The sequence below is a fragment of the Paenibacillus sp. LS1 genome (genome assembly GCF_026013365.1).
GTDB lineage: Bacteria > Bacillota > Bacilli > Paenibacillales > Paenibacillaceae > Paenibacillus.
The window spans coordinates 1,341,920-1,368,077 of sequence record NZ_JAPDOE010000001.1; the positions used below are offsets into that span (position 1 = coordinate 1,341,920).

The following is a 26,158-nucleotide window of genomic DNA, read 5'->3' on the forward strand; positions in this document are numbered from 1 at the left end:
GCTTAGCTTGCTATGGCTAACGTTTGATAGATGTTACGAACGTGTCAATCTTTCTTATGGCTGAATAACCGATAGAAGGTCCGTAATTTTCAATAGCAAAAAATCACAACCTAAAAATTTGTATTAATGTTTATATATCACTCTGTATGCTCCTTTATCAGCTGATCATTTAAGGAATGCTTCAACAGTCAATTCCAATTCGACTATCTACCTAGATATACTTTCCAGACAATATAGATCGCGCGAACCTCGTATAGTAGAATTCGCTCAAGATACAATAGTCCTTTTAAAGAACGTTATTCTAAGAGAATAAATGAAAATTCTTGACCAAAAAATTGACCAATTTGCTGCTATACGTTTCACCAATTGTCTGGTATCAATGCTTCATTACCATCTCTCCATCGTGCTACTACGTTAATATAATCTTCTGTACCTTGCCAAGTTATCTCATCAGCATGTTCTATCACAATAATCTGAGTAGGACTTAAATTTTGATTAATTTTCAAGGACAAATGCATAGATAAAGCATTAAATATTTTTTGAACGCGAAGCACATCTTCTTGTTTATATTGAGGTTCTGATTTTTGAGCGTCATCTGAATCTGGGGACTCTAATACTTTCTCCGGAAAATACACTTGACTTGGTTGATCAATTACTAAGAATTGAGGCACCGGATTCCAATCTAAATCGGAAAAGTGCTCGTGTAATGCAAGTAGAGTTGCAATATGATACCCCATCCAGTTAGCCCCACTGCCGATTTCCCATAAATAATCTTCTCTTTTATCAGTTTTTTTCTTTAAGGTCAAATTAATAATATCTAATGAAATGGGATGATCAGCATTTTCGACTCCGAGCTGATTAGCATATCTATTTATTCTAGTTGAGATGTTCTCCAAAGCAGCTTTTAATTTTAGCTTTATTCTATCTGGATTTATTTTTTCTTTTAAGGTAAAAATCTCTCTTTCAAGAGAAGCTAATTCAACTTGTAGGTTATCATCTTCGTGAATTAATTTATAATCTTCAAGAGATTTTTCAAGACGACCAACAAATCGGAAGATTTCTTGCTCGGTCTGTCTAAGTTCCCTTAGCTCATTAGACTCTACCTCAAGTATATTTTTTTGATACCTAATATGGTTCAAGGATCTTTCTAGCTCATTTAGTCTAACTTTAATCTTAACAATCTCTTTATCCAACATGTTGTAAGAATGTTCTATTTTATTGCCTTGTTCATCAATTCTCGTATGATATTTTTGCAAATCTTCTAATTCTTTATAAGCCTTATCACTCTCTGAACCACAAAAAATACATGTTTCATTAGGCTCAACTAATTTTAGGAACCACCCAACAGGCTCTAGCCTTTCTTGCTGTTTCTCTAATGACTCATAATAAAGCTTTTCTGAGTCATGTAACCGTGATAATTTATAAAGTCTCTGACGAAGAGAGCCTATCTCCCTTGAAATTTCAATTTCTTCGTTTAGAAGTAAATTCAGTTCACGTACTGCTCCACTTGTTCCTTGTTCATCAATAATCATTACTTTTGAATTTAACTGCGAGGGAATTAATTCAAGATGTTTTATGTATTGCTGAACTGGTGTATTATCTGAAACAGAACGCGAAGAATCAGGTAACAGTCCAAATTCTTTAGCTTGGGAGAAATAACTTTTAACTCTATGAATCCAATGCTGAGTAGTTCTCTGTATCTCTTCAAATTCACGAATTTTCTTTGAATATTCATTCTCCAAGACCTTTAGTTTTTGTCTAAGTATCAATACTTCTTTATCAATAGCGCCTAGCACTAAAGGAAATATGTTTTTCAAACGTTCACGGTTCTCGTACGTATCCGCTTTATAAAATAAAGTATATGGATTTGCCACTATATGTTGTGGCTGAAACTGAAAAGCAGAAAAGTCTCTAAAACTCGCTCTTTTCCCAGAAGCATCCTCATCTTTTTCATCAGTTAAAGTCAAATAAGGTAACTCAGCTAATTCATTTAATTTGTTCTTAAGATAATCAACATTTGTTGTTACATTAGAATCTGGGTTAGGTAGATCAGAAACACTACAGTTTTCTTTAATATATACTTCTGAACTTTTAGCATGAACGCCTGGTTCTTTCCTGGCAATTAAAATTGATTTGCTGTTAACCTCAATTATTATACCAAACCACTCTGTCTTTTCCCGTATTATTCCCACAGGAATAGTGCACTTCGAACTTCCTAAACAATAGTCTATTATTGGAATAATTGATGATTTCCCCTTTTGGCTATCACCAGTTATGACATTGATTTTATCTAATTCGAACTTTAAAATTCTAGGTTCTCTTTCCTTGTTCTTTGGCCATAAAATCACATTGTTAATTTTAAAATTCATAATTAGAACCTCACTTTCATCAATTGGCATAACTCATCAAATTCCAAAGTAGCAAGCCAATATCCTAATCGTTTCGAAGTTGCCGTAATTCTCTTAAAGGAATCATATTTATTTATAATTGTGTAGCCCATACGTACAGGAATAATTTCATGAGTCATATGGTGATAATAAAGTAGCTTACTTGAAAAACATAGATTTAAAGATTTTAAAGATAGTTCTGACATATCTTGCATTCTTTCTTGAAGACCTATGAATAACGCACTATCAGCATTCAGCGAGTTAAAGAGTCCGCCCTTCATATTTCTTGCATAAACTGAATTAGTAAAAGATTCATTTAATACTAGAGGTAAAACCAACATCAGAATTGGTAAGTTTATGCCCTTTTTCTCTTCCGTTCTCTTGTAGTATTCTACTGAAAATATCCATAAAGCAATAGAACCAAGAGCAACATTTTGGACTACATCATACTCATTCATATCCTTCATATATTTTCTCCTCTATTAAACAAAGCCTTGTATTCAGGATGCCAGCCTAACTCCAGTTCTCTCCTATTAGCCAGCCTATGGTAACTTCCTCTGGTTAAGTAGTATTGTTCTGTGGGCTGATTAGCAAGCGGTTCCCTGTGCTCAAGTGATTCCATCAGGGTTTCAAAACCAACATCAGAAGCAAATATTTCAGCATCGTTTGAGAACTGCCGTTCTCTACGATATTTACGGTTATATTTAGCAAATATAACTTTCCAACGATCTAATAAATTCCGATCAAACCTTTCCATATCTTCTTTGGTGACGTTACCCTCAATGCTCAGTCTGGTTCTTTCATATTTACATCTTAGATAGTCCTCAATACAATCAGTTAACTCATCATCATTTAACGCTAATACAGACAGTTGTTTTACAAAAAGTTCTCTAGTTTGTTCCGATTGATCAATAATTGATAAAGGGATCAACAGTTGATCTGTCTCAATGAAGGCTCTTAGTTTAAATTTAGATAACACTTTCTGATAATGTAGTGCAAAATTATCCCTATTTATCCATGCGGGTTGATCATTTCTCCAGCAATTCATAGCAACATTATGTATCCAGCCCAATAAAGATTCATATATTTCATCTAATGGTAGCTCATCTGTTATAAATAACAAAGACTTAATTTCTTCTTTTAAGCCAGCACCAAAACTATTGTTAGAAGCATCACTTAGAACAATTTTTTTCATCAAATTACCCAACTGTACATCATCGTAACTACACACTCTATCAACGTATCGTCTGACACCTTGTGGCGTCCCCAAAGCAATGTGTCTTAATTCATTAACACAGTTCTCAACTTCTGTTTGGCTTGTTGCCCCTGAAATTAATTTTACTAAACCCTGATCTATAACTTTGTTGGTTACCATATGAAATTCAGTTCTATCCAAGTCCACATTACTTGTATATACTGCTTGCAACCAAATTGATAAAGTATTCCATAAATCTTTGCTGTGATCACCAAAAGGGATATTCTTAGAAATTGAATGTTTGTCTTGTTCAAACACATTAGATTCTTGTATTCCTTTAGCTATTTTTACAACATCATCGTTTGTTTCAATTCCTATAAGAGCTCCACTTTTACTTCTTGCTAACCAATAAAGAGCTCTCTCAGGCTGAAAAAGATAGCCTGCAAGACTACCAGAAGCAGTATGATTTTGAGATGTTTTTGTTAAATCAGAAATTAGAACCCTCTCCTTACTAGCATTCTTCAAAATTTCATATAACAGTCTATATATCATTTTTCGACATTTTATATTTATCTCCTGCAGAACAAATGTTTGATCAAAATTGAAAGTGATTTTTACAGAGAGAAGTTATTGATACAGCTTTCTTCATACTTTAGGTTAACTAACAAAAAATAACCTACCTCACATATTGGCGGTAGGTTATTTTGTTCAATTCAAGGAATCTTGAGAAATTTCAACAAATTGAAATGAAATGTATTACATACGTGGCTCTTCAGAGTACAATTCGCTTTTTAGGTCCTCAGCCGTTAACTTGTGAGTAATAATTAGCCGTTGTATTCTATCGTCTGATAAATTACTTAAATCGAATGTCCTAAACTCTTGAAAAAACCTTCTTACGTTGTTGACTAATAATCTGAGATGCTTATCCCGCATTAATTGAACGGATTCTGTAAATCCTGCCGCACTGGAAATTTTCCTGGCGGGAATAATCATTATTCTTTTAGGGGTGATATCTTTATAATTCCTCATAAACCAAGCGCATGCATTATTCATTTGACCAGTTTCATCTTTATTGATTTCAGTTCTTGACGTAGATACGTTATTTTTACACTCAACTAAAAAATAATCAGAATCACTAATTTTCCATATGTTATCAGGACCTTCTTTCCATTCCTTATCAGGTCTTTGAGTTTCAAATCCTACAATTTTGCCTAACTCATGAAAAGCTTGTTCAAATCTATCGGCATTAACTCCAAATCTAAGTTTGCTTAACAGATCATCTACCTCTGAATATAATTCTTCATAAGTATTAAATGAATGGGCCCATTTTATAATATTCTCAATACGTTTTAAGCTTATTGTCAATAATTTTGTTATTTCCATTCCCTCTCTTGGTTTTAACAAATAAGTATTTTTACGATGTGCTAAAATCTGATATTTATTAGATTCAAAAGACGAGTAAGCATAAGTCATCCGTGCAATTTCTTGAAAATACCATCCTTTTTCTTCTTCTGTATCTATATGACTATCTATCAATTTCTGAATTGTAGCTCCTGCTTCTTTGTACTCGCCCATACTATACTGATCTTCAGCCTTCTTTTCTAACTCAAATATTTCTAATGTTTTTACAAGCCTTTCTTCAGCAATCATTTTGTTCATTTCACCAATGTAAAAGTCTTTCCAGCCCTCATCTCTATTGAGTGACTGTTGAATCAAATGCATAAATGCATCTGAAGCTGAAGTACCTTCCTCAATCTCTTCTTTAGCAAATTCAGCGACTTTGAAACCTATATTGATTTGAGTTCTAGTTTGTTGGGAAAAGTATTTTTTATTCCTAAGTGATTTCACCAGTTCAGTTCCTGTTACTATGATTACGCAATAATCTTTTTCCCCTCTTACAGCTCTCCCTAAACCTTGTTCAATAGTTTGAGCCATTCGCATTGCTACAATATCACTGTTACTACGGCATTCTTCTAAATGTCTATCCTGCAACGATTCGAAATATGGCTTAGAATCAAGTATCAAAATCCTGCACGATTCGTCTGGTAAATCAATTCCATCGTATCTATTTACAATTACAAGTGTTGTATCACGGTTATTTTCTTTCAAAACTTTAATATCTTCAAAAATACTATCAGTATTGGCAATCTTAGAACCGTACTTTTCCCAATCTTTTGTATAATTACCACTAGGAACCAGAGAAACGATTCCTTCTTTTCGCCCACTCTGCGGTTTGGCAAATGCGTTAACAATCTCAGTCCTTGACAATTCGGAATCGATAAGAGAAGGTATCAGAACCATTTTTTCACCAGACCATTTTTCATTCGAAACATGTAAGGGATTAACTATGGTTGAAGTATCTAACCCTAAACCTTTTATGAAAAATGAATCATCTGTAATAGTAGCTGACATGAAAATCCTGTGTTCCGCTTTATAATATGATCCAAATAAATGTAACGGAATAGAGACTGGTATTATTTCAATACTCGTTCCAGATATGTAACATTGACAATCTTTTAAAATATTCTTAATAACTGGCCAAGCGAATTTTATTTCTTTTAAATTTGTGTATTTTGATAGTTTGTTAGCTACTTCTGTATGCTTATCTTGCCAGTCCCAATAAGGAACACATAAGAGAGCATCGAAACTTTTTTGTTTTATGTCCGCAAATGTTCCAACTCCTTGGTTTTGTAATTCACTTGAGAATAATTCTAAGATATCCTGATATACAGGTGTACCTTGTTTTAAAACCATTTTACATGCGTTTTTAATCACTTCTATACAAGCATGAGCATCATCCATTAAAATCGTTGCTACATCTAATGATTTTGTTCCTAACTTAAATTTTGTTAATCCATTAAATAACATCTGTACTGAAGTTATAAGTATCTTTTTACCATCAATGAATTGATCAGGTATCTCATCTTTAACTGTACAGAATTGAAGACCAAAACTTTCTGCTTGTCTACAGGTTTGCTCCACCAAATAATTATTATGACAAAGATATAGTGCAGGGCCTTTATTTTGATTTAGTCTCGACTGTAGAATCAACAACCCGGTTAAGGTTTTCCCTTGCCCAGTGTGCATCTTCAGGATAACATCACGCTTATTAGAAAAATTGTCGAACCAATCATCTAATATCTTTTCTTGTATCGGACGTAGAGGTCCTTTATCACTTTTTCTATCTAATGTATCATATATCTCTTTAGGGTTTATTTTCTTTTCAATATCCATCTTTCCTAATTTCTTCTTAAAATCAACCATATTTATTTGCTCCTCAACTCTGCATGTTAGCAAAACTAAAATCAGATAATCATATCCTACTGATTTAGTTCACCTCAAATACGTACTTCGTTGAGTGAAAGTCCATATCCTTCCAAACATTCGTTCTAGTTTTATCTATAAAATCATTAAACTTAATTCATCGACTGTATATTATATAACTGTAACTAATGTATAATTAAATCTTCATCATATGTTGGAGGCTCCCCAATAAAACACACTTTCTGATCGCCAATTGTCCCCTTCCTCTTATGGCATGTGATAGGATGACAATTGTACTTCCAGTGGACCTGAACCATAACCATGTCTCTCATGATCTACGAAGTATGTTAGAGCTATCGGAAAATCAATAATCCAGAAATAAAATTCGGCTAAGAATCAACATTCTTTATGTTCCCTTTGTCATCATTTGGAGTTAGTTTTTGGGATTTTTATAACACCAATCCGGGTCATACGGTAAAGATTTCAGTTTTTGTATGTCCTCCAAGCTGTATACCCAATCATTGTCTGCAATCCAGAAATAATCATCAGGATTCAGCTTGAGATATCCGTAAATAAAATGAAGTATTAACTCTTGATTACCATAGATATCCTCCATGTGCCCGACTTGGCATAGTGATACATTAGGATCTAAACCCAAATCTTCATGATAATAAAATTCAGTGCTTGGGCTACTAATGCTGTGAATATGGAAAATCAATGAGGATTCATTGTCCCCTGTAAATGACTTATGATTAATATTCAGCGTTGTATACAAAAATTCTCCTTCATTTGTATATGTTTTATTGTTATAGAAATAAAGAGCTGCGTCCGAATGAAAAGCTGCAACAATAGTATCAGCTAGAAGCTGCTCTGGAGAATATTTATCTTTCTTTGTTAGAATAACAGCTGAAGTCCCCATGTTTTACTTCAATACCCCCTTGAGTTCATCTAAAGAGTTCACAACAGTAACACCTTTAGATTTGATTAATTCCAATTTTATCAAATCATTCGGATGTGGATTAGTCAACGGCTTGTCAATATATAAAATAACTTTCTTCTGATCATAGTTAAAGAAATCTTGGTGTTTTACATTAACGTATTTATCAAACTGTTCCACATCTGTGACGGCTTTCAATGATTTTTTAACTTCAATAATCTCATGTTTAGTTACTACGTCAAAATCCCCTGCAGGATTGCCATCGACCCTTTGAATTTTCTGGCTAAACGCTGTAACTTCCTTACTTTCTCTTACAGCGTAAGCGGCTTTAGCTTCAGTTGCTTTTCCTGAGTCCTTACTATTTAACAATTGATCAATGTCTCGATTAATATTTTTGGGATGCTGATCATCCCAATGCAACACATTACCGACTGGATTGGTATATGTCGTTTTGTTTCCTTCTTTAAATATACTACCGATATTAGAAGCTTGCCCTGTGACCTCAGAACCCTTCTTTGGCCCATTCGCTTTCCTCGCCTCAGCCGCTTCCAAATTCTTTTTAATCTTCGCCACAGCTGGATGGGATGAGGGCAACCGAAAAGGCCCTTTGCCACCCGGCATACTCCCTCGAACCATCTGAAATGCCATAAATAGCTGGCTGAACTTCAGTGAAGTTAGCATCATCTGAGCATACTTATCAGGTACAGGTTCACCTGTCATCGGATGAATGCCCATCTCAAACGCCTTGATCTGCATCGCATAGATGTCTTCCCCAGGGGGTTCTACATTCACAGCTTGCATGCGATTGATATCCAGATGCCCCTGATCCCTCTGATAAGCCTGGAGGGCAGCCTGATCCGTAACCCCTTTTTCATTCACAGGCATCATCTTCCCAAGCATAGTGTTATACGCCATTCGATAGCCCTTATCATTCGAGCCTGTGTTACTTACCGAATTTCTCATCATCGCTGCCGCACCCACGGCCCCAATAGCACCACCCAGACTCACCTGCTCAGCATCTGTATTCTCAAAACGCGTAGCAATATCCTTCAATTCCTTGGAGGTCTTCACCATACTCTCCAACGCTTTATCCAGTATAGGACGTGACCGTTCAAACTCATAGAAAAATCTCTCCTGTGTCGCTCCCATCCACAATGTCTGAATAAACATGATCTGTCTTGTAAGATTCCCCCGTATACTCTCCATCTGTTGCCTGGCCTGATCCACCTGATTCGACACCTGATGTAGTTGCTCTGGGGTAACTTTAATTGTACTCATACATTTTCACCGCTCATCTGAAATATGATAATACTATGTTAGCAGAAGTTAAACGGCAATTACATCCGGCCAACCTCCTGATTTCACTTCATGAACCCACTCACAATATGTTATTGTTTCATACTACGGTCCTAGCTCACTTCTCAACTCTGTGAAAGATACTGAAACACAATATCAAAACTAAAGCCAGCTCATAAGCTGAGCTGGCTTGCTGAATAGCACTTTTTTAATAGCAAAGTTGGAATTTCCCCTATTTCTCCTCTGAATATATAAATACATAAGTACTCTCATCCGACTTCTCTTCTGAGAAAACAAAACCTAACCGATCAAAACTTCTGATATCCTTCACATCCGTAATCTTACACTCTGCCATGTAACGTACCATTTCACCTCTGGCCATTTTAGCCCAGGTTGCCTTTTCAACAAGCTTCCCATTGACCATTTGTCCGAATACACAAGTAATGCACCAGGTTTCCTCACTCAGAAAAGGCAAAATATTTTTGCTATACTCTTTGGAAGCCAGATTCAGAATACAGTTGCTGTCCGCTTGAAGCTGATCTGCCAACTTGCTGCCCCAGAATTGATAGAGTGACTTAAAACCTGGACCTTGCAGCTTGCCCTGCATCTCCAACCGATAAGGGGTTACCCCATCCAAAGGCCGCAACATGCCATAAAAACCGGATAATATGCGTAAATGCTGCTGAAGATACTCTAATTCCTCATTTTGAAAAACACCTGGCGCCATATACTGATACTGAATACCCTCATAGGCATAGATGGCTGGGGTAAGATTTGCTTTTATATTCATATTCCGAATCCGCTCCACGTTCTGTTCGGCGATGGCATCGTTACACTTCCACATTGTTTTGAGCTCGTCATAGGATAATTTTTGAAGCAGACTCAATAGCTGTTCTGACTCGTTTGTAAATTGCGGCATTTGCGCGATAGCCATAAGATCGGTATCGATCTTCATCTTTTTCGCGGGTGATATGATAATTCTCATCATGCTGATCCATCCTTAATCTACCGTTGTTATTGTCGTTATTCATTGTACAGGATCGGCTAGGTAATTCCAATGTCAGGGCTTAACTAAATCCCTCATGTCACCTTTGAAAAGACTCAAAAATGAACAAGTCAGCCCACGATTGGACCGGCTTGTTCATTAGAATTCAACACATTAAATTGTTGACAAAGTAAGGCGTGCTTTTCAAACCGCTAATTAGGGAGATACGCTCCCCGCGCCGCTATTTTGCTCTGTTTTGGTAGTCGGTAATTGAATCATTGGTGTATTTGATCCACTTACATATGGAAGTGCTCCGTCCCATTTCTTGATGGTTTCATATTCAACGAGTTGACTCGATAAGGATTGTTGAAGCTCTTTATTGGCTTTGGCTTGCCCTTCTGCTTCGATCAATAGTTTGTCTGCATTACCTTGCGCTTCCACGCGCTTACGATCTGCTTCTTTCTTGGCGATCTCAAGTTCAGTCGTTTTACGTTCCAGTTCTTGAGAAGCTTCGACACGTTTATCGATTGCTTCCTGAGTCTTGGCGTCAGGTTGAGGAACACCTACAGTAACGTTGGATACAATGAAGCCTAACTCTTTAACGTCATCAGAAAAACGTTGTTGCACGTCCACTCCTGCTTCGGATGACTTTTCACCATATACATCAATGACTGTAAACTTGGAAATACCTTTACGAGCTGCGTCACGGAAACGTGTTTTGAGATATGTATCCTCAATTTCTTGAATGCTAATTGGCCCAAATGTATTGAATATAGAAGAAACTTTACTTGGTTCTACTTGGTAGTTGTAAGCAAAATCAATTGTGATGTTTTTCCCATCAGAAGTAGCAATCTGAATATCTCTGTATTCCACCGTTTGAATTCGGATCGGATATTTCGTCACTTTATCAAACGCTCCAACGAGTTTCCACCCTTGACTCAGTGTGCTATCTTTTACGCCTCCATTTGGTGAATAAACGACCCCAACATATCCATTAGGAATTCGTGTTACAAAGAAGGTCACCAGTAATACTCCCACTATAATAACGAATGCAACCGCAATTGCCCCTATCCTAAACGTCTTTGAATTTTTCATCACCATTCTCCTCTTGTTTGAATTTATTGTATTTCTTCAGAATTCTACTACCTATTTTATTGAATAGCGGGAACATTAATGACCATAGAATAAATGCTAGGATAAAAATTAAAATGGTTCCCCCAATAAATGGCATATTCGTCCTCCCCTCTATCGATGTAACCGAGTACAAGCTAATAAACAGCAACTAATTTTATCCTCTTTTATATATACTTTGTAAATTGGTATTCGGTTTCAAGGATATCCAGTACTTGAACTACTAATTAGGTACAGTAAAGAAGAAAATAGTGAGTCAGTGACGTCACATACCCGGTTATTCATATTCAAGAAAGTGATCAATAATTCATCTGGTATTATGGATCGGGCCATAGTTGCACCCATTGCTCTTCTCTGTAGGTGTATACAACTTCCTGTGGATTGTCCTTCAATATGACGACTACAGGATACATCGGCAATTTGCTTCGACGAGCGGTGATACTAATAATATCATGTTCATCCATACCCTTTTCAGCGGTTAAATACGTTCTTAAACCATCTTCAAGCTCCTTCATATCATTCTTATAAGAGCCGTACCATGTGACAGAAGCTATCACTATTAATGTAATTACAATCAATAATCCTTTTAGAAACCTCAATTCTATTCACCACCATTTAAGCAATTTCTAAAACACTAGAGTCAAAATTTGATCCGAAACAGAACCTCTACTATTATACATTTGATTATGATGCCAAAAAAAGCCGCCATGTAGGCGACTTTGATGATACCCTCTAACTACGCAGTATACTTTGTTTCAGTTAATCATTTAGCAGCCGCAGCCATTTTCGTGATCTTGTCAGCGATATCTTCTGCCTGTAACAGGGATGAGAATGAATCCGCCGCGAAATACTTCTCCATTTCAATCTCAATCACATGATTATTTTTGACGGCATCTAAGGATGTCCACGTCGCTGGAAGATTGGTTGGTTCTTGACCTTCAACTTTGAGCACAATGACGTAATCGCCCACATAATCGTTCACAGTCTCCCATGAAACTTCAATGCGATCCTCATTTTTGTCAATGATATCACTTTTTACTTTAGGCGTTGGATTCAGACCCAAGATATCGTATGTAGCTCTGCCCCCACGCTCGCCTGCATTGCCGATCACCATCAAAAATTTGTCTACCGTAACGTAATCCACAATGGAGATCGTTGCATCTTTTGGAATAACATTTTTGATTTTATTGCGGGCAGCTTCGGTACGTTTTACAAAATCAGCATTCCACTTCTCAGCTTCTTCTTGTCGACCCAGGATATCGCCCATTGCCGTAATTTCTTCCTGAATGGTGGAATACTTGCTTGTCTCGAACACGACGGTTGGCGCAATTTTGGAGTAGCTTTCATAGGCTGCCGGGTTCCAAGTAATAATTACATCTGGAGACAAGTCCAACACCTTCTCCAAAGAAATACTTCCCTCCAACCCAATATCTTCAACGGTGTCAGGCAAATAAGGTTTTAGAAATTTTGCAAAGTTCATTTGTGTACTGGATGCGCCAACTGGCGTTACCCCAACAGCTAAGACTGGCCCCAAGTCCCAGTCCACAACAACGCGTTTGGGATATACCGGAACACTCACTTCTCCCATTACCGTTGATAATTTGCGCGTGCTTGTATCTTCTTTGGGCTCGTTGGAAGTCACATTTTGAGTAGACTCTGCACTTTGATTTGAATTTCCACCTGCTGCTCCCTGATTCGTTCGACTGGAGTTCCCACTTGTGCAAGCTGAAAGTATAATCGTAAAACATAACATGAGTGTTAATACCATCTTCGATCTTGTTCCTTTAAACATTTGCCAATCTCCTTCTGTTTTATATTGATAATGATTATCATTAATAACATAACAAGAAGAAGATTGTTTGCCCATAGAGGATACGAACCCTTCCCATGGACTATCTGAATCGACCAAGCTATCCTTCATTTTCTTTTTATATTGCCCCGGCGTCATTCCGACCTGCTTCTTGAACAGACGTGTAAAATAAAAGACGTCACTATACCCTACACTTGAAGCAATCTCCTGTGCCGTAGCATCTGTGCGAATCATTAATTCCTTCGCTTTAGCCATCCGCGCCTGAATCACATATTCGATAGGACTTCTCCCCGTACGGAGTTTGAATTGTTTCGATAAATATTGAATGCTGTAATTCCACAGTTCGGCCAATGACTCAAGCGAAATAGATTCATTGTAATGTTTGTGAATATACTGGATGATCTCCTCTACCATATCCGTTTCTTTTGAGGTAACCCCTTGAAGCTTAAGTTGCTGAACAAGTGTATATACGAACTGGTAAAAGCCGATTTTCACATGAAAACGTTCAAACACCTGTCTTCGGCTCCATTCCTCATACATGGAATCGACATGGCGATATAGATTAAGCGGAGCGAGAGGCTGGTAGGCATACGGTAGCTGAAAAGGGTTGTTCATGTCATAGTTGTGCTGAATCTCTTTACTAGCTTTGGGAGACATACTACCTCTATATAAAATGTAATAGTACGTGACATCATCTTGCCCGGCCTCGATCCTGATCCTGCTTCCTTTTCCTGCATGCAGTAGATAAAACCGTTTAAATATATGTATATCATCATCCAGTGAAATGGTGCCTTGTCCTTGCACAATATATATAAAACCACTGACTGGGAGTTGGTATTGCTGCTTCCCCCCACTACTTATTACAAGTTGGCGTATATCCACCAACTGAATCGATGAATTGTCCCACATTTGAATATACTCTTCCCAGTTCACTATTTTTCTCCCCCGATTGACCCCATACTGAACCTATTATTCAGTAATAAATCCCTTTGTAATCCTTTGATGATATTCGATAACGATAATCATTGTCAATTGAAAAGAGAGACATTAAGATACGGAAGAAATCCCCGCACTCCTCGCCTGCATAGCCAAAATATAAAACAAACCCCGGTACACGTCTGCATTCAGCAGCGCACAGCCGAGGTTCATCATTATCATTTCAAATACTACACTGCACATCTCCACTTAAACTCATCTCGTAAAATCATGCTGACCAATAGTCAGCAGCGTCGGCCTGCTCTTGCTCCACACCGAAGTGGCAATCTTCGGATTGTAATAATACAGCGCTCCATTCGTCGGATCAACGCCATTTAATGCTTTCCGTGCTGCCTTATAAGAGGTCGCCGTTGGCTTTGTATTAAACTGCCCATCGTCTATAGCCGTGAATTGCCCTTTCTGGAAAATAACCTTCGAAATAGACGACGGGAACGCATTCGAATGTACACGATTCATGACAACCGCTCCTACAGCGACTTGCCCTTCAAAAGATTCTCCGCGCGCTTCACCATGGATCAGCTTCGCCAACTGGCGTAACGTCTCGCCTTCGGCTTTGGCCTTTTTATTCAGCCTATTCAGCGTCGCTGGACCTGCAACTCCATCTGCACTTAGTCCCTGCGCCTGCTGGAACTCGCGTACAGCACCTTTGGTAATCGAACCATAATATCCAGTCATTCCGGCGTCAAAGTACCCCAGATCGCTTAATTGCTCCTGCAATTGCAGTACATGCTCGCTGCGAACGCCCTGTTCCAGCTTCTGTGCTCCCGCTGAAGGAGCTGCCACGGTTAATCCCAGAGTCAATGCGCAGGCACCGAGAAGCAAGCTGACCCGCCCTGCTCTTTTACCAGCCGTTCTCCCCTTCGCATGAGTGACTTTCCGACTGACAGTGATAGGCTCCATGTTGTCAGCAAACGTTAATAGATCCAGCCCCTCATTTGTGCTATCAACTGTAGTCCGTTCATTACTGTTCATATGGCTAACCACCTTCATCTCTTTCATCTCACTCACGCTATCTAATTCACTTATCATATTCTTTTCAATGATTTCATTCGGTTGATCCATTCCAATATTATTCTTCATCATTCCATTAACCTCCACTTTTCTGAATCCAGATCCCACATCTTCCTCCTGAATCCTCACGGCCCTACATCCCGAGTGTCATTATAGGATATAGAAAAAATGAAGTCTATCGGACCGATGACGCAGTGAAAAAACGACGCTGAACATAGCAAAAAGAGGCATGAGCCCATGGTCACACCATGGTCATGCCCCTTCTTGTATCAACCTTATACCGCTTGTCCAACCCGTTATTTCCGTAGGCAGGCAGACCCGTACAAAAGTTGCGTTGTATTTATTGACAATTACTCAGCAAGTTCCTGACCCTTCGTTTCCCGGCCCCAGAACAGTACAGCTGCCGCGCCAATGAGGATCGTCACGAAGAAAATCGTGAAAATCAGGCTGATCGCCACTTCGCGCTGAACCAGCATACCGACCATTAATGGAGCAAGTACCCCACCGATCCGGCCAACCGATGTAGCGAGACCCACACCTGTCGAACGAACGGAAGTCGGATACAATTCCGGACTGTAGGCGTACAGACCACCCCAGGCTCCAAGATTAAAGAAGGAAAGACAGATTCCTGCGGTCAGGATTGTCGCTTCCGTTGTTGCCAGTCCGAATGCAATCGCACTGAATGCAGTCAAGGTGAGATACACAACCAATACGAACTTGCGACCGTAACGTTCAATGAAGTACGCCGCGGTGAAGTAACCTGGCAACTGTGCGATCGTCATGATCAGCACGTATTGGAAGCTTTTAACCAACGTAAATCCTTTTGCCATCACAACCGAAGGCAGCCACAGGAACATTCCATAATAAGAGAAAATGACGGTAAACCACAAAATCCAGAGCATCAACGTTGTACGGCGATGTGGTGCTGACCAGACGGTAGCCACTTTCTCACGGAACGTGATTTTATGAAGCTTGGTATGATTCTTGTACCGAGGCGGGTCCTGAATGGCACGACGCAGATACAGAGCGTAGAACGCCGGAAGCGCACCAATGGCAAAGGCAATTCTCCATCCGTACTCCGGGATGACAAAGTTGGCAATGAGCGCCGATACGATCCAGCCCCCTGCCCAGAAACTTTCCAATAATACAACAGCACGTCCACGTTCCGCTGTAGGCATCGACTCCGATACCAGTGTAGATGCCACGGGCAACTCGCCGCCAAGTCCGATACCTGCAACCAGACGCAGTGCACACAATACGGCGAATCCGGTCGCCAATGCAGATAAACCGCTTGCAATGGTGAATATTAACAAGGTCCACATCAGAATGGCCTTCCGTCCAAAACGGTCCGCAAGTGCACCTGCGAGCAAAGCTCCTAGCGCCATACCGATGGAGTTAATACTCGTAAGTACACCGACTTGTCCGGGACTGAGACTCCATTCCTTGGCGAGTGCAGCCACGATAAAGGAGATCATACCAACTTCCATCGCATCAAACAGCCAGCTCATGCCGGCACTGAACAGCAGCTTGCGCTGCTTGGGATTCCGCAATACTTCCAGTTTGCTCATCACTTATAGCTCCCTTGATCTCTATGTAGTCATTCTGACACTAAATCATTATTATGCAGAATGCTCCAGAAATCAATGCAAAATAAGCTTTTCCTTCCGATTTCTACGATACCTCACCCCTTGAGTGAACCCGCTGTCAGACCTGCTACAAAGTAACGCTGGAGCAGAAGGAACAGCACGATCATCGGAATGGCCGTTACCAGCACACCTGTAAGCATCATCGGATAGTTCGTGACGTATTCCCCGCGGAACTGCATAAGCGCGAGCGGTAAAGTGAGCTTGGACTTACTGCTGAGCATGAGCATCGGAATTAGCAAGTCATTCCAGACCATGACGAGCAGGAACGTAGCCGTTGCCGCCAGCGAAGGTGCAGCCAGTGGCAGTGCAATCCGCGTATAGAGTCTCCATTCGCTGGCCCCATCCATACTGCCCGCTTCCAGAATCTCCGAATTGAGCATGCGCATGAAACCTGTCAACATAAATACAGAAACAGGCATCAGCATCGCAGCGGATACGACAATCAATCCCGTGAGACTGTCCGACCACCCCAGTGTACGTGTGAGAGAATAGATCGGCAGCATGCTCACTTGGGAAGGAACGATCAGACCGGCTACGAACAGAGCAAACACGATTTTACCTACACTACCGCCCCAGCGGACAATGGCGTAAGCAATCATGCTACTCAGCAACAACTCAATTGCAACCGTACCGAGCGTCACGACCAGACTATTCCCGAAATATTGCCACATCGGCTGATTGCGGAACATGCCAGTGATGTTATCCCACGTAAACGGGTCCGGCCAGCTGAATGGACTGGTGAAGAAATTGCTGCTTGTTTTGAACGAGGATACAAACACAAAGTACAGCGGCACCAGAATCAGCAGCGCGTACACCAATAAGATCAGGCGATTGAACCATTTTAAAAACATGTGAACTCCCTTCTGCCTTGGTTGCAGGATGAATGCTCCAGCATCAACCTCAATAGCTTACCCGGTCGGCACGCAGTGCCTTGAACTGCAACAGCGTCAAGAGCGCGAGCAACACCAGGAAGATCATTGAACCGGCAGAAGCCAGACCAAATGAATAGCTGCCAAAGGCGGTATGATAGATGTATGTTGTCAAAATTTCAGTTGCGTAGTTCGGCCCTCCGTCTGTCATTGTGAAAATGAGGTCAAATGCCTTGAACGACTGAATGGTCGTATAAGCCACAACAATCGTTGCCGAAGGTGCCAGCAGTGGCCAGGTCACGGTACGGAATACCTGCCATTTGCTGCCGCCGTCCATACGAGCCGCTTCATACAGTTCTGCCGGAATGCCTTGCAGACCTGCGATGAATACAATCATCATCTGACCGGCATGGGCCCATACCTGTACCGCAGCGATGGAATAGATGGCGATCTTCGGATCACCAATCCAGTTGCGAGCGATGCTACTCATCCCCGCTTCATTTAACCCATAGTTGATCAATCCAATGGATGGATCATACATAAATGCCCAGATCAGTCCGACCGATACGGAGGACAGAATCGCAGGCAGGAAATACAATGCCCGAAGCACAATGCGTGTCTTGGTATTGCGTACCAGGAGCAGGGCCAGGACAAGTGAAATAAAGGTTTGTGCAATAACAACCGTTAACATGAACTCCACGTTGTTGCCAAAGGCTTTGCGGAATACGATGCTGCTGAGACTGTCCTTGTAATTATCCAGCCCTACAAATGCATACGACGGGGATACCCCGTCCCAATCCGTAAAGGAGTAGAACAGCCCCGTCAATGTAGGAAATACGAACAATCCAACGTACAGCAGCAACCCGGGGATCAGAAACAGGGATAGCTGAAGACGGTTTTTCATCGTTTATTTCCCGATATGCTGATCAATGATCGCTTGTGCCTGCTGTGCTGCTTCTTCTGGAGAAGTGCCGCTCAGTACAGCCTGGATGGAGTTGGTTACTGCTTTTTGATTATCTCCGTTCAGGATGGTGAACCGTGGCTGGAACACGGTTTTTTTGCTCGCCCATTCTCCGGCTACCTGAAGCTCAGGCGTATCGTACTTCACATCATTCACCGTTACATTCTGTCCCGTTTGGTTGGCATAGTCACTCGCTACATCGGGATTGCTAAGGAATTCGAGGAACTTCTTCGCTTCTTCCGGATGTTTTGACTTGCTGTTCACGGCGAGCATGAATGTGGTCGTATGCACTCCTTCATACTTCGCTTGATCTGCGCTTACGGTAATCGGTGCAAGCAGTTTTTGCTCCAGGTTTGGATTCTGCTGCTTGTTCTGAGCTAATTGATACGATCCACTTGCCAGCATCGCTGCTTTTTCTTGAATAAACAGTGCGCCAGCCGCAGGGTCCTTCGTGCCCAGTGCATCTTGCTGGAAGTAACCTTTATCGTTCAGTTCCTTGATTTGAGTCAACGTTTTCACCCAGAACTCATCCGTTAGTTTAGCTTCGCCAGCTTCCACTTTGGTAAAAATGTCGTCACTCGGTGCATTGTTCATCACCATCGTATTCATGAATTGCCCTGGGCCAATGTCCGCTCCGGCAAAGGCAATCGGAATGATGCCATTGTCTTTCAGCTTCTGGCAAAGTGCCAGGAAACCTTCCCAATCGGTCGGTGGCGTCAGGCCGTATTGTTCAAACAGTTTTACGTTATAGATAGGATCGTTATATACGAGTTGATACGGGATCGCATATTGCTTGCCATCATGCTGTCCTGATTCAATCAGCTTCGAATTGTAGGCCGACAGGAACGATGATCCAGTCAGATCCGTGAACAATCCGGCTTTGGTGAAGGCTTCGAACTGTGCACCCGGGAAAGAAGCAAATACATCTCCTACCGAACCGTCACTGATTTTGGATTGTACGGTGGACTGGTATTGATCGGAGGGCAGTGTCTGCATCTCCACGTTGATGTTTGGGTTTTCTTTTTCAAATGCGTCAATGCTCTTGTTCAGTGCTTCCACATCTTCTCCACGCCAGTGCATGAAGCTGATCGTAACTTTGCCTGAACCCGAGGAGCCGTTCTCTCCAGATGACGCGTTATCCCCACCGCCGCAAGCTGACAGCAGGATGGACATCACCAGCATACTGACGAGCGGCAGGATCAATTTTTTATTTTTTTTCATGAAAGACGACCTCCTGAGGATGATTAATGTAAGTTGCACGAAAGTTTTTACACGGGGCACTCCGAGTGCAGTACCATCTTCCGATCGCTGTTATCCCCGGATTTCTTTGAATCATTTCTTTCAATGGTTAAAATCCGGGTATAAAGGCGAGCGCTCCGCTTCTTCAGATCGGTTCTGCCCTCTCCGTTAAAGTGTAAAAAAAGGGGCACTTACTTAGAGTTGGTAGTAACTTAGTTAGTAGTAAATGAGTGCTGCTTCTGTCTTGTTTTCCATTTCTCGCGAATGATGGGCATCACGGTCCGTCCGAAGATTTCGGCTTCTTCCAGATGCGGGTAACCGGATAATATAAATGTGGTCACGCCCAGATCTCCATATTCCATCAGACGTTCTGCGACCTGTTCGGCTGTACCCACAATAAGGATCGCACCGCCGGAACGCACAACGGACAAGCCTGTCCACAGGTTGGGACCTACGACAAACTGCTGCTTCTCGGACAGTTCACGTAGCTCATTCTGTCTGCGTTGGTTGGTTGCATCCGTCTCGGCAAAAGCGGCTTTGGCTTTCTCAATTGCTTCTGGTGGTACTTTGCTAATAATCTCCCAAGCTGCTGCCCATGCTTCTTCCTCGGTATCCCGAATGAGCACTTGTGCACGCATGCCATAACGGAGCTGACGATCTTGTCCGGTTTCCTCTTTCACCTGCTGACGGATGACCTCAATCTCTTCGATCTGCTCCTGAATCCAGTCATGAGGCTCGCCCCACATAAGGAACGTATCCGCATGTTCAACAGCGACCTTCTTGGCAATCGGAGAACTTCCTCCCAGATAGAATGGTGGATGCGGATTTTGCACCGTCTCCGGCATGCCTACCGGTCCTTTGAAATTGTAATACTGGCCGTTGAATTCAGGATTGGGATCGCTGGGGGTATCTGCTCCAGATTTTGAACTACTTCCGGCAAACTCCGTCAGATTTAATCCTGTCGATTGAGTCCATGAACGCTTCATCACTTCCATATACTCACTCGCCCGGACATACCGTTCATCATGCGCATGTGCCAGTGGATCGCCGAGTTCCTCCAGATCACGAACAGAACTGCCTGTCACCACATTGATCATGGCGCGACCACCAGAGAGCTGATCCAGTGCCGCTCCCATTCGTGCAGCGAGTACGGGTGTAACCAAACCCGGGCGAATGGCGACAAGGGGACGCAATGTCTTCGTGTGACTCATCACAGCCGAGCCGACCACCCACGCGTCCAGACAGGCTCCCCCTGTCGGAATCAGTACAAATTCGAATCCTGCCTTCTCCGCCGTCTGTGCCACATCAATCAGATAATCCAGACTCGGTTCCCGCTCCGGTGCAACCCCTACATACTTACCATCCCCTGCTGTAGGCAAAAACCATCCAAACTTCATTTCTTCCTGTTCGCTCACAAAAGTCAATCCCTTCTATGAATAAATAAAGTCTCATGTTAAAAATAAGATCACTGTTCTGCCACTCCTCCGTTCCGGTTACGAATCGTTCTTACGATCACTGTTATCTCCAAATTTTTTGATTCCCTTTTCTAAGGGGAAATCCGGAGATAGCTTATGCTTCCGATGTAGCTTTCTTTCAGAAAGCTTTCAGGTGAACACTACGTTTCTTCAGAATCGATTTCGTCCCCTCCACTACGTTTGCACTCGTTTAAAACTTATTTTTAAAGTGTGCCTAATTTCTAATTCCTTTTCAAAGTACGCATCCAAATGCCGATTAATTAACTTGGTTTAATAGGTATGGACATCATATCAATTGATTTGTCTGTGATCAATGTCATTTCGCGGCAATTTTATTTTGTCATTTTGTGGTCTTTTCTCAGATTTAGGTCTTCCTGATCTTGAATATGTATAAAACCCACCTGTATAATAGGTTATAAATAAAACTTTTAACGATACTTATACAATAAAGAGGTGTTCCTGATGACCGCGAGCATGAAGGAGGACCACCATGAGTTTTTGGATATTATTTTCTTCACTCCATCTGAATTCGAGAAAGCTGGTGGCGCCTGGCCGATTCGCATTGGCCGCAATATAGCCAAGACCAACTATCATATTGGCCCTCGTACCACACCTTATCATTATTTGCTATTTGTGCTGGAGGGGGAAGGTACATTCATACAGAACGGACAGCGTCATACCCTTCGAGCCAGGGATGCGTTCTGTCTGTTTCCGCATGTTACCCATGAGTACTGGACGGACCCGGAGGACACGTTGCAGAAAATATTTATTGCCTTTGACGGTGCACATGCAGCCGAACTGCTGTCTCGAATTGGACTTACACCCGATTCACCGTATCGTTCAGGTGTACTGACACCGGAGACTGCAAGCGCCATGCGCTCGTTCATGGAGGATGTTCGCAAACCGCAGGACGGAGCAAGTGATCTGGGAAGACTCACCCGGTTTCTAAGCCTCTTTGACCGGATTGCTCGTTCCCCCGCAACCAAAGGATTGCAACCGGATTCAGCCACGCCTTGGCTCCAGAAAGGCAAGGAATATATGGACATTCATTTTGCAGGCGGCATCTCCGTGGAAGGTGTCTCTGCTCATGCTGGCGTGGATCGAACCCATTTTGCCAAACAGTTCCGCAAAGCCTATGGCCTGTCTCCCGTGCAATATATCCAGCAATTGAAAATGACCCAGGCCAAACGTCTGCTCGTACAGACGCCGCTAAGCTTAACTGAAGTAGCTCATTCCGTAGGTTACCCGGACTTGTTCTCCTTCTCCAAAGCGTTTAAAAAGCAAGTCGGTTTGCCGCCCAATCGCTATCGCACAGCGGAAAGCACGAAAGATTGAGGGAGCGACCTTTCGCTCCCCAGCCTATAATCCATGCCTCATGCACCACGCCTTGTGTACGGTTGTGTACGATACTGCGTCTACCAAATTGCAATGGACTCCTGAGTTTCATAGCCTGCACATCATAACTTGGAAAATCCATTACTAAATCCACCACCAAAGAAGGCAAGCCCCATTAACCCGGGACTTGCCTTCTTTCTATACTATAGTATTGACGCACGTACCCGAAACCAGGAACTTTTTACGTTGACCTAACGCTATTCCTTCTCCTCATCCTTGCGCGCAAGCGGAATACCGTTCTCCTTGGCATACCATGCTTCATAATGATGCACAGCCACACCTGCAAAAGAAGAATGAGAGGAACCCAGATCGAACACCTTCGCCATTTCTTCATTCATATTGCTAACCGGTTTACGGAAAAAGGTCAGGTGATCCCCCTCGTGGGTATCCGCGAGTTCCGCTCCGATCCAGACTTTCTTGCCGAGATCATCTGCTTCGTCCAGTTCTTCCTTGGACAGATCATACATCTGCTGTCCACTATCCCGGTAAGCCATAATGGCCACCGCATCAAAGTGGGAGATCACCCAGCGACTGAATGTACCCTCACCTTCAGCCGACTGACGGGCATCAAGCCAGAACGGGATCGCAGCGCTCATGTACAGTCCGGCATCCTCGCCGGCTTTCGTCCAGGCCTTCATGTTGTTCTGCCACTCTGCAATGACGCTACTCTCCTCGTTCTCCCAGCGCTTCAGCTGATACGGCTCCACATCCAGTTGAATGCCTTGGAAGCGTTCATTCTTCGCCGAAGCTGCATTGTATGCTCGTACTCGCTCGATAAAAGCAAGTCCTTCATCCCGCTTCTCCTCATAGGCCCAGTCTGCATGACCGTTAAGTCCATGCACTTCAATCTCGGCTTGCCCTGCAGCCGCAATGAATTTGCGGTATGTTGCGTCAGGCACCTCATCCTGGATTTGCAGGAAGATGGTATCCACGCCCTGTTCTTTGGAAAAGGCAATAATCTCAGGCGTCTGTTCTGCAATAATGGACGCGTCCCACAGCCAGGTCGCTTTATGCTCCTCCGCCTCGAACCATTTGAACATCCAGGACAGAAGCAGCAGGCACAACACCACAGCCAGAATGGCCCATTTCGCCATACCCACCAGCTTGCCCCGTTGCCTCATATATTTCCTCAGACGAGCAACGCTTCACTTGGCTCAAGCACAGGATGCTGTACCGAGTGACCAATCTTGTAGATATGCGGATGTGTGTATGAACGGAACGCATTACGTGTATCCAGAATCGGTACACCCATCTCGGCAATATCAAAGTAAGGCAAATCGCTGTGGTTGGTGATCAGCACGATGCAATCGTACTTCTTGAACTGTTCCAGATTGAACGCTTCGCTGTGTACGGTCTCCCCATGCTTGTCTTGGAAGGAATCCGCGTGTGGATCGTAGTAGCTAACGTTAGCTCCACTTTCCTTGAACAGTTCATATACTTCCAGTCCTGGTGATTCACGCAGGTCGGCAATATTAGGCTTGTACGACATGCCGAGCAGCAGAATATTGGATTTACGTACGGATTTAGCGTATTCGTTCAGAATCGTTGACGTTTTGTTCAACACATAATATGGCATGTTGTCATTGGTGGATTGCGCCAGCTCAATGAATTTGCTATAGAATCGGAAGCCTTTGGCCTTCCATGAAAGGTACATCGGATCCAGCGGGATGCAGTGTCCACCGATGCCTGGACCTGGATAGAATGGCATGAAACCGAATGGTTTCGTTGCCGCCGCGTCAATAACTTCCCAGATATCGATCCCCATGCGATCGCACATCATCGCCATTTCATTTACAAAGGCAATGTTCACGCTGCGGAATGTGTTCTCCAGCAGTTTGGACATCTCAGCCACTTTCGGCGAAGATACCGGTACTACGGTTTCTACATATTTGCCATATAATGCTGTTCCGAGTTTCAGGCAGGCTTCAGTCGTGCCCCCGATCACTTTCGGCGTATTAAATGTTGTGAAACGTCCGTTCGACGGGTCCACACGCTCAGGCGAGAAGCATAGGAAATAGTCTTTACCTGCTTCTTGTCCGATCTTGTCCAGCTGCTGCTGGATCAGTTCTTCGGTTGTACCTGGATAAGTGGTGCTCTCCAGCGTAATCAGCATACCTGGTTTCATGTGCAGTTTGATCTGATCCACAACGGTCTCGATGTAAGACGTATCCGGGTCCTGATTCTCACTAAGCGGTGTCGGTACGCAGATACTAAGTGCGTCGATCACGCGCAGCATGCTGTAATCTGTCGTTGGCTGGAAACGACCGCTTTGCATTACTTTTTTCAACTCATCGGACGAAATATCGTGAATATAGGAATCTCCTTGATAGATACTTTCTACTTTGGACGCATCCAGATCAATTCCGATTACCGTGAAACCTTGATTGACCATTTCCACGGCAAGTGGAAGTCCTACGTAACCGAGCCCGACAACGCCGAGTACAGCTTCTTTATTTTCAATCGCATTCAGTAATGTGTGGAATTGTTGATTCTCCATGATATTCCCTCCGGGCAGTGTATTTTGATGGTGCTTAAAATCCATATAAATAGATGGTTGTCTGTTGCTCTAATCTATCTGATTCATAGTGTAAAAAAACTCTTACTTTGCACTTCACACAATCAGCTTATTCAAGCTGTCTTCTAATGCAGGCAGCGTCTGATTCGGGCATCCAGCTCTACAGGCGAGAATGGTTTGGTCATGTAATCATCCACTCCGCTGCGGAAACATTGACTGATCGTCTGCTCGACACGTTGCTCGGTCAACACGACAATTTTGGGTGGCTGCTCCATCTCTAGATTCTGGATATGATGGATGAACGGCAGACCGTCGATGCCATACAGATTCAGCTCGGTGAGCACCAGGTCCGGTGTGACTTTCTCGATCAACTCCAGTGCAGCCAGTCCATCGACAGCTTCATAGGTTTCGTAGCCCTGCATTTTCAGTCGCAGCTGCAGGAATTCGCGTACCGTCGGATCGTTGTCCACAATCAAAATGCGTTCCGGCTCGTCCGCCGTATTGTCCAGCGTGTAAATATGAATCTCCGACGAGTCTACGAGCTTCGAGGATTCAGCCATATGCTGAATAGTTGCCTTCGAAGGGCGCTCCCCTTCCGGGAAACTGGCCAGTGTAATCTGTGGATCGGCTCCGGGTACAGTCTCTTGCAACTCATGTTTGATCCGAAGTCCTTCATAATGAACCTCATCCAGTGACAACCCTGGCAGCAGGACAGCAATCGCCTGGGTCGCCCCATCCTTCCACACCTGGAAGGCAGACTCGCTCGTCTGCTCCAGATGTGTCCTGACCTGCTGCTCAGGTTGAGAGTTTCCTGCACAATGGATGAACATTAAGCCGCATGTTTCGGCACCCGTTTCCTTCAATCCCTGTTCTACACTTCGGTACACATTAACGGCAGCCTCACGCTGCAATGTCGCCGTATTTGGCATGTTCTTTTCCACCCTTCTCCTCGATTATCTATATAAGTTCAACTAATTGATATTTACACTGACACTCCGATGACAGAACAACCTTTCGATCACTGTTATCCCCAGATTTTTTTGATT

20 protein-coding genes are annotated in these 26,158 nt (G+C 42.5%); 1 reads left to right on the forward strand and 19 read right to left on the reverse strand.

Going from position 1 to position 26,158, the window contains the following annotated elements:
- Positions 1–359: 359 nt before the first annotated feature.
- The 16 genes from OM416_RS05795 to OM416_RS05870 form a co-directional block, all read right to left on the reverse strand.
- Entirely contained in the window at positions 360–2,369 is a 2,010-nt protein-coding gene (locus OM416_RS05795; RefSeq protein ID WP_264927827.1) for a DUF3732 domain-containing protein, read from the reverse strand.
- A gap of 2 nt (positions 2,370–2,371) precedes the next feature.
- Positions 2,372–2,854, reverse strand: a complete 483-nt coding sequence (locus tag OM416_RS05800; protein ID WP_264927829.1) for a three component ABC system middle component — start codon at positions 2,852–2,854, stop codon at positions 2,372–2,374.
- Entirely contained in the window at positions 2,851–4,134 is a 1,284-nt protein-coding gene (locus OM416_RS05805) for an ABC-three component system protein (protein WP_264927831.1), read from the reverse strand. Before OM416_RS05805 ends, OM416_RS05800 begins: the two co-directional genes overlap by 4 nt.
- Before the next feature lie 204 nt (positions 4,135–4,338).
- Positions 4,339–6,846 carry a DEAD/DEAH box helicase gene (locus OM416_RS05810; RefSeq protein ID WP_264927833.1) on the reverse strand — a complete coding sequence of 836 codons (2,508 nt, stop codon included), beginning with the start codon at positions 6,844–6,846 and terminating at the stop codon, positions 4,339–4,341.
- A 433-nt stretch (positions 6,847–7,279) separates the two neighbouring features.
- Positions 7,280–7,765, reverse strand: coding sequence for a hypothetical protein (locus OM416_RS05815; RefSeq protein ID WP_264927835.1), 486 nt, complete (start codon positions 7,763–7,765; stop codon positions 7,280–7,282).
- A 3-nt stretch (positions 7,766–7,768) separates the two neighbouring features.
- Positions 7,769–9,061, reverse strand: coding sequence for a WXG100 family type VII secretion target (locus tag OM416_RS05820; protein ID WP_264927837.1), 1,293 nt, complete (start codon positions 9,059–9,061; stop codon positions 7,769–7,771).
- Positions 9,062–9,311: 250 nt separating this feature from the next.
- On the reverse strand, positions 9,312–10,064 hold the full coding sequence (gene yaaA / locus OM416_RS05825) for a peroxide stress protein YaaA (RefSeq protein ID WP_413775766.1): 753 nt from the start codon (positions 10,062–10,064) through the stop codon (positions 9,312–9,314).
- Between the two features lie 216 nt (positions 10,065–10,280).
- The gene (locus OM416_RS05830) at positions 10,281–11,159 is read right to left on the reverse strand and encodes a prohibitin family protein (RefSeq protein WP_264927841.1); all 879 of its coding nucleotides are present in this window, start codon (positions 11,157–11,159) and stop codon (positions 10,281–10,283) included.
- 353 nt (positions 11,160–11,512) lie between these two features.
- A complete protein-coding gene (locus OM416_RS05835; protein ID WP_264927843.1) occupies positions 11,513–11,794 on the reverse strand; it encodes a DUF3139 domain-containing protein in 282 nt (93 codons plus the stop codon).
- Positions 11,795–11,958: 164 nt separating this feature from the next.
- Positions 11,959–13,938, reverse strand: coding sequence for an AraC family transcriptional regulator (locus OM416_RS05840; protein ID WP_264927844.1), 1,980 nt, complete (start codon positions 13,936–13,938; stop codon positions 11,959–11,961).
- A 258-nt stretch (positions 13,939–14,196) separates the two neighbouring features.
- The gene (locus tag OM416_RS31885; RefSeq protein WP_413775767.1) at positions 14,197–14,676 is read right to left on the reverse strand and encodes a cell wall hydrolase; all 480 of its coding nucleotides are present in this window, start codon (positions 14,674–14,676) and stop codon (positions 14,197–14,199) included.
- Positions 14,677–15,362: 686 nt separating this feature from the next.
- Positions 15,363–16,580 carry an MFS transporter gene (locus OM416_RS05850; RefSeq protein WP_036614537.1) on the reverse strand — a complete coding sequence of 406 codons (1,218 nt, stop codon included), beginning with the start codon at positions 16,578–16,580 and terminating at the stop codon, positions 15,363–15,365.
- A 113-nt stretch (positions 16,581–16,693) separates the two neighbouring features.
- Positions 16,694–17,509 carry a carbohydrate ABC transporter permease gene (locus tag OM416_RS05855; RefSeq protein ID WP_017687488.1) on the reverse strand — a complete coding sequence of 272 codons (816 nt, stop codon included), beginning with the start codon at positions 17,507–17,509 and terminating at the stop codon, positions 16,694–16,696.
- Between the two features lie 49 nt (positions 17,510–17,558).
- Positions 17,559–18,431: a carbohydrate ABC transporter permease gene (locus OM416_RS05860; RefSeq protein WP_017687487.1), complete on the reverse strand. Its 873-nt coding sequence runs from the start codon at positions 18,429–18,431 to the stop codon at positions 17,559–17,561.
- A gap of 3 nt (positions 18,432–18,434) precedes the next feature.
- On the reverse strand, positions 18,435–19,709 hold the full coding sequence (locus tag OM416_RS05865; protein WP_133385464.1) for an ABC transporter substrate-binding protein: 1,275 nt from the start codon (positions 19,707–19,709) through the stop codon (positions 18,435–18,437).
- Between the two features lie 230 nt (positions 19,710–19,939).
- Positions 19,940–21,124: an LLM class flavin-dependent oxidoreductase gene (locus tag OM416_RS05870; protein ID WP_264928828.1), complete on the reverse strand. Its 1,185-nt coding sequence runs from the start codon at positions 21,122–21,124 to the stop codon at positions 19,940–19,942.
- A gap of 540 nt (positions 21,125–21,664) precedes the next feature.
- Between OM416_RS05870 and OM416_RS05875 the strand changes: the two genes are divergently transcribed.
- Positions 21,665–22,537 (forward strand): helix-turn-helix transcriptional regulator, encoded by an 873-nt coding sequence (locus OM416_RS05875; protein WP_264927852.1) that lies wholly within the window; start codon positions 21,665–21,667, stop codon positions 22,535–22,537.
- A gap of 257 nt (positions 22,538–22,794) precedes the next feature.
- On the opposite strand, the gene OM416_RS05880 is transcribed toward OM416_RS05875, so the two are convergent.
- The 3 genes from OM416_RS05880 to OM416_RS05890 form a co-directional block, all read right to left on the reverse strand.
- Entirely contained in the window at positions 22,795–23,718 is a 924-nt protein-coding gene (locus OM416_RS05880) for a hypothetical protein (protein ID WP_264927853.1), read from the reverse strand.
- Positions 23,719–23,726: 8 nt separating this feature from the next.
- The gene (locus OM416_RS05885) at positions 23,727–25,094 is read right to left on the reverse strand and encodes a nucleotide sugar dehydrogenase (protein ID WP_036674926.1); all 1,368 of its coding nucleotides are present in this window, start codon (positions 25,092–25,094) and stop codon (positions 23,727–23,729) included.
- Positions 25,095–25,237: 143 nt separating this feature from the next.
- Positions 25,238–26,041: a response regulator transcription factor gene (locus OM416_RS05890; RefSeq protein WP_036674925.1), complete on the reverse strand. Its 804-nt coding sequence runs from the start codon at positions 26,039–26,041 to the stop codon at positions 25,238–25,240.
- Positions 26,042–26,158: the final 117 nt, after the last annotated feature.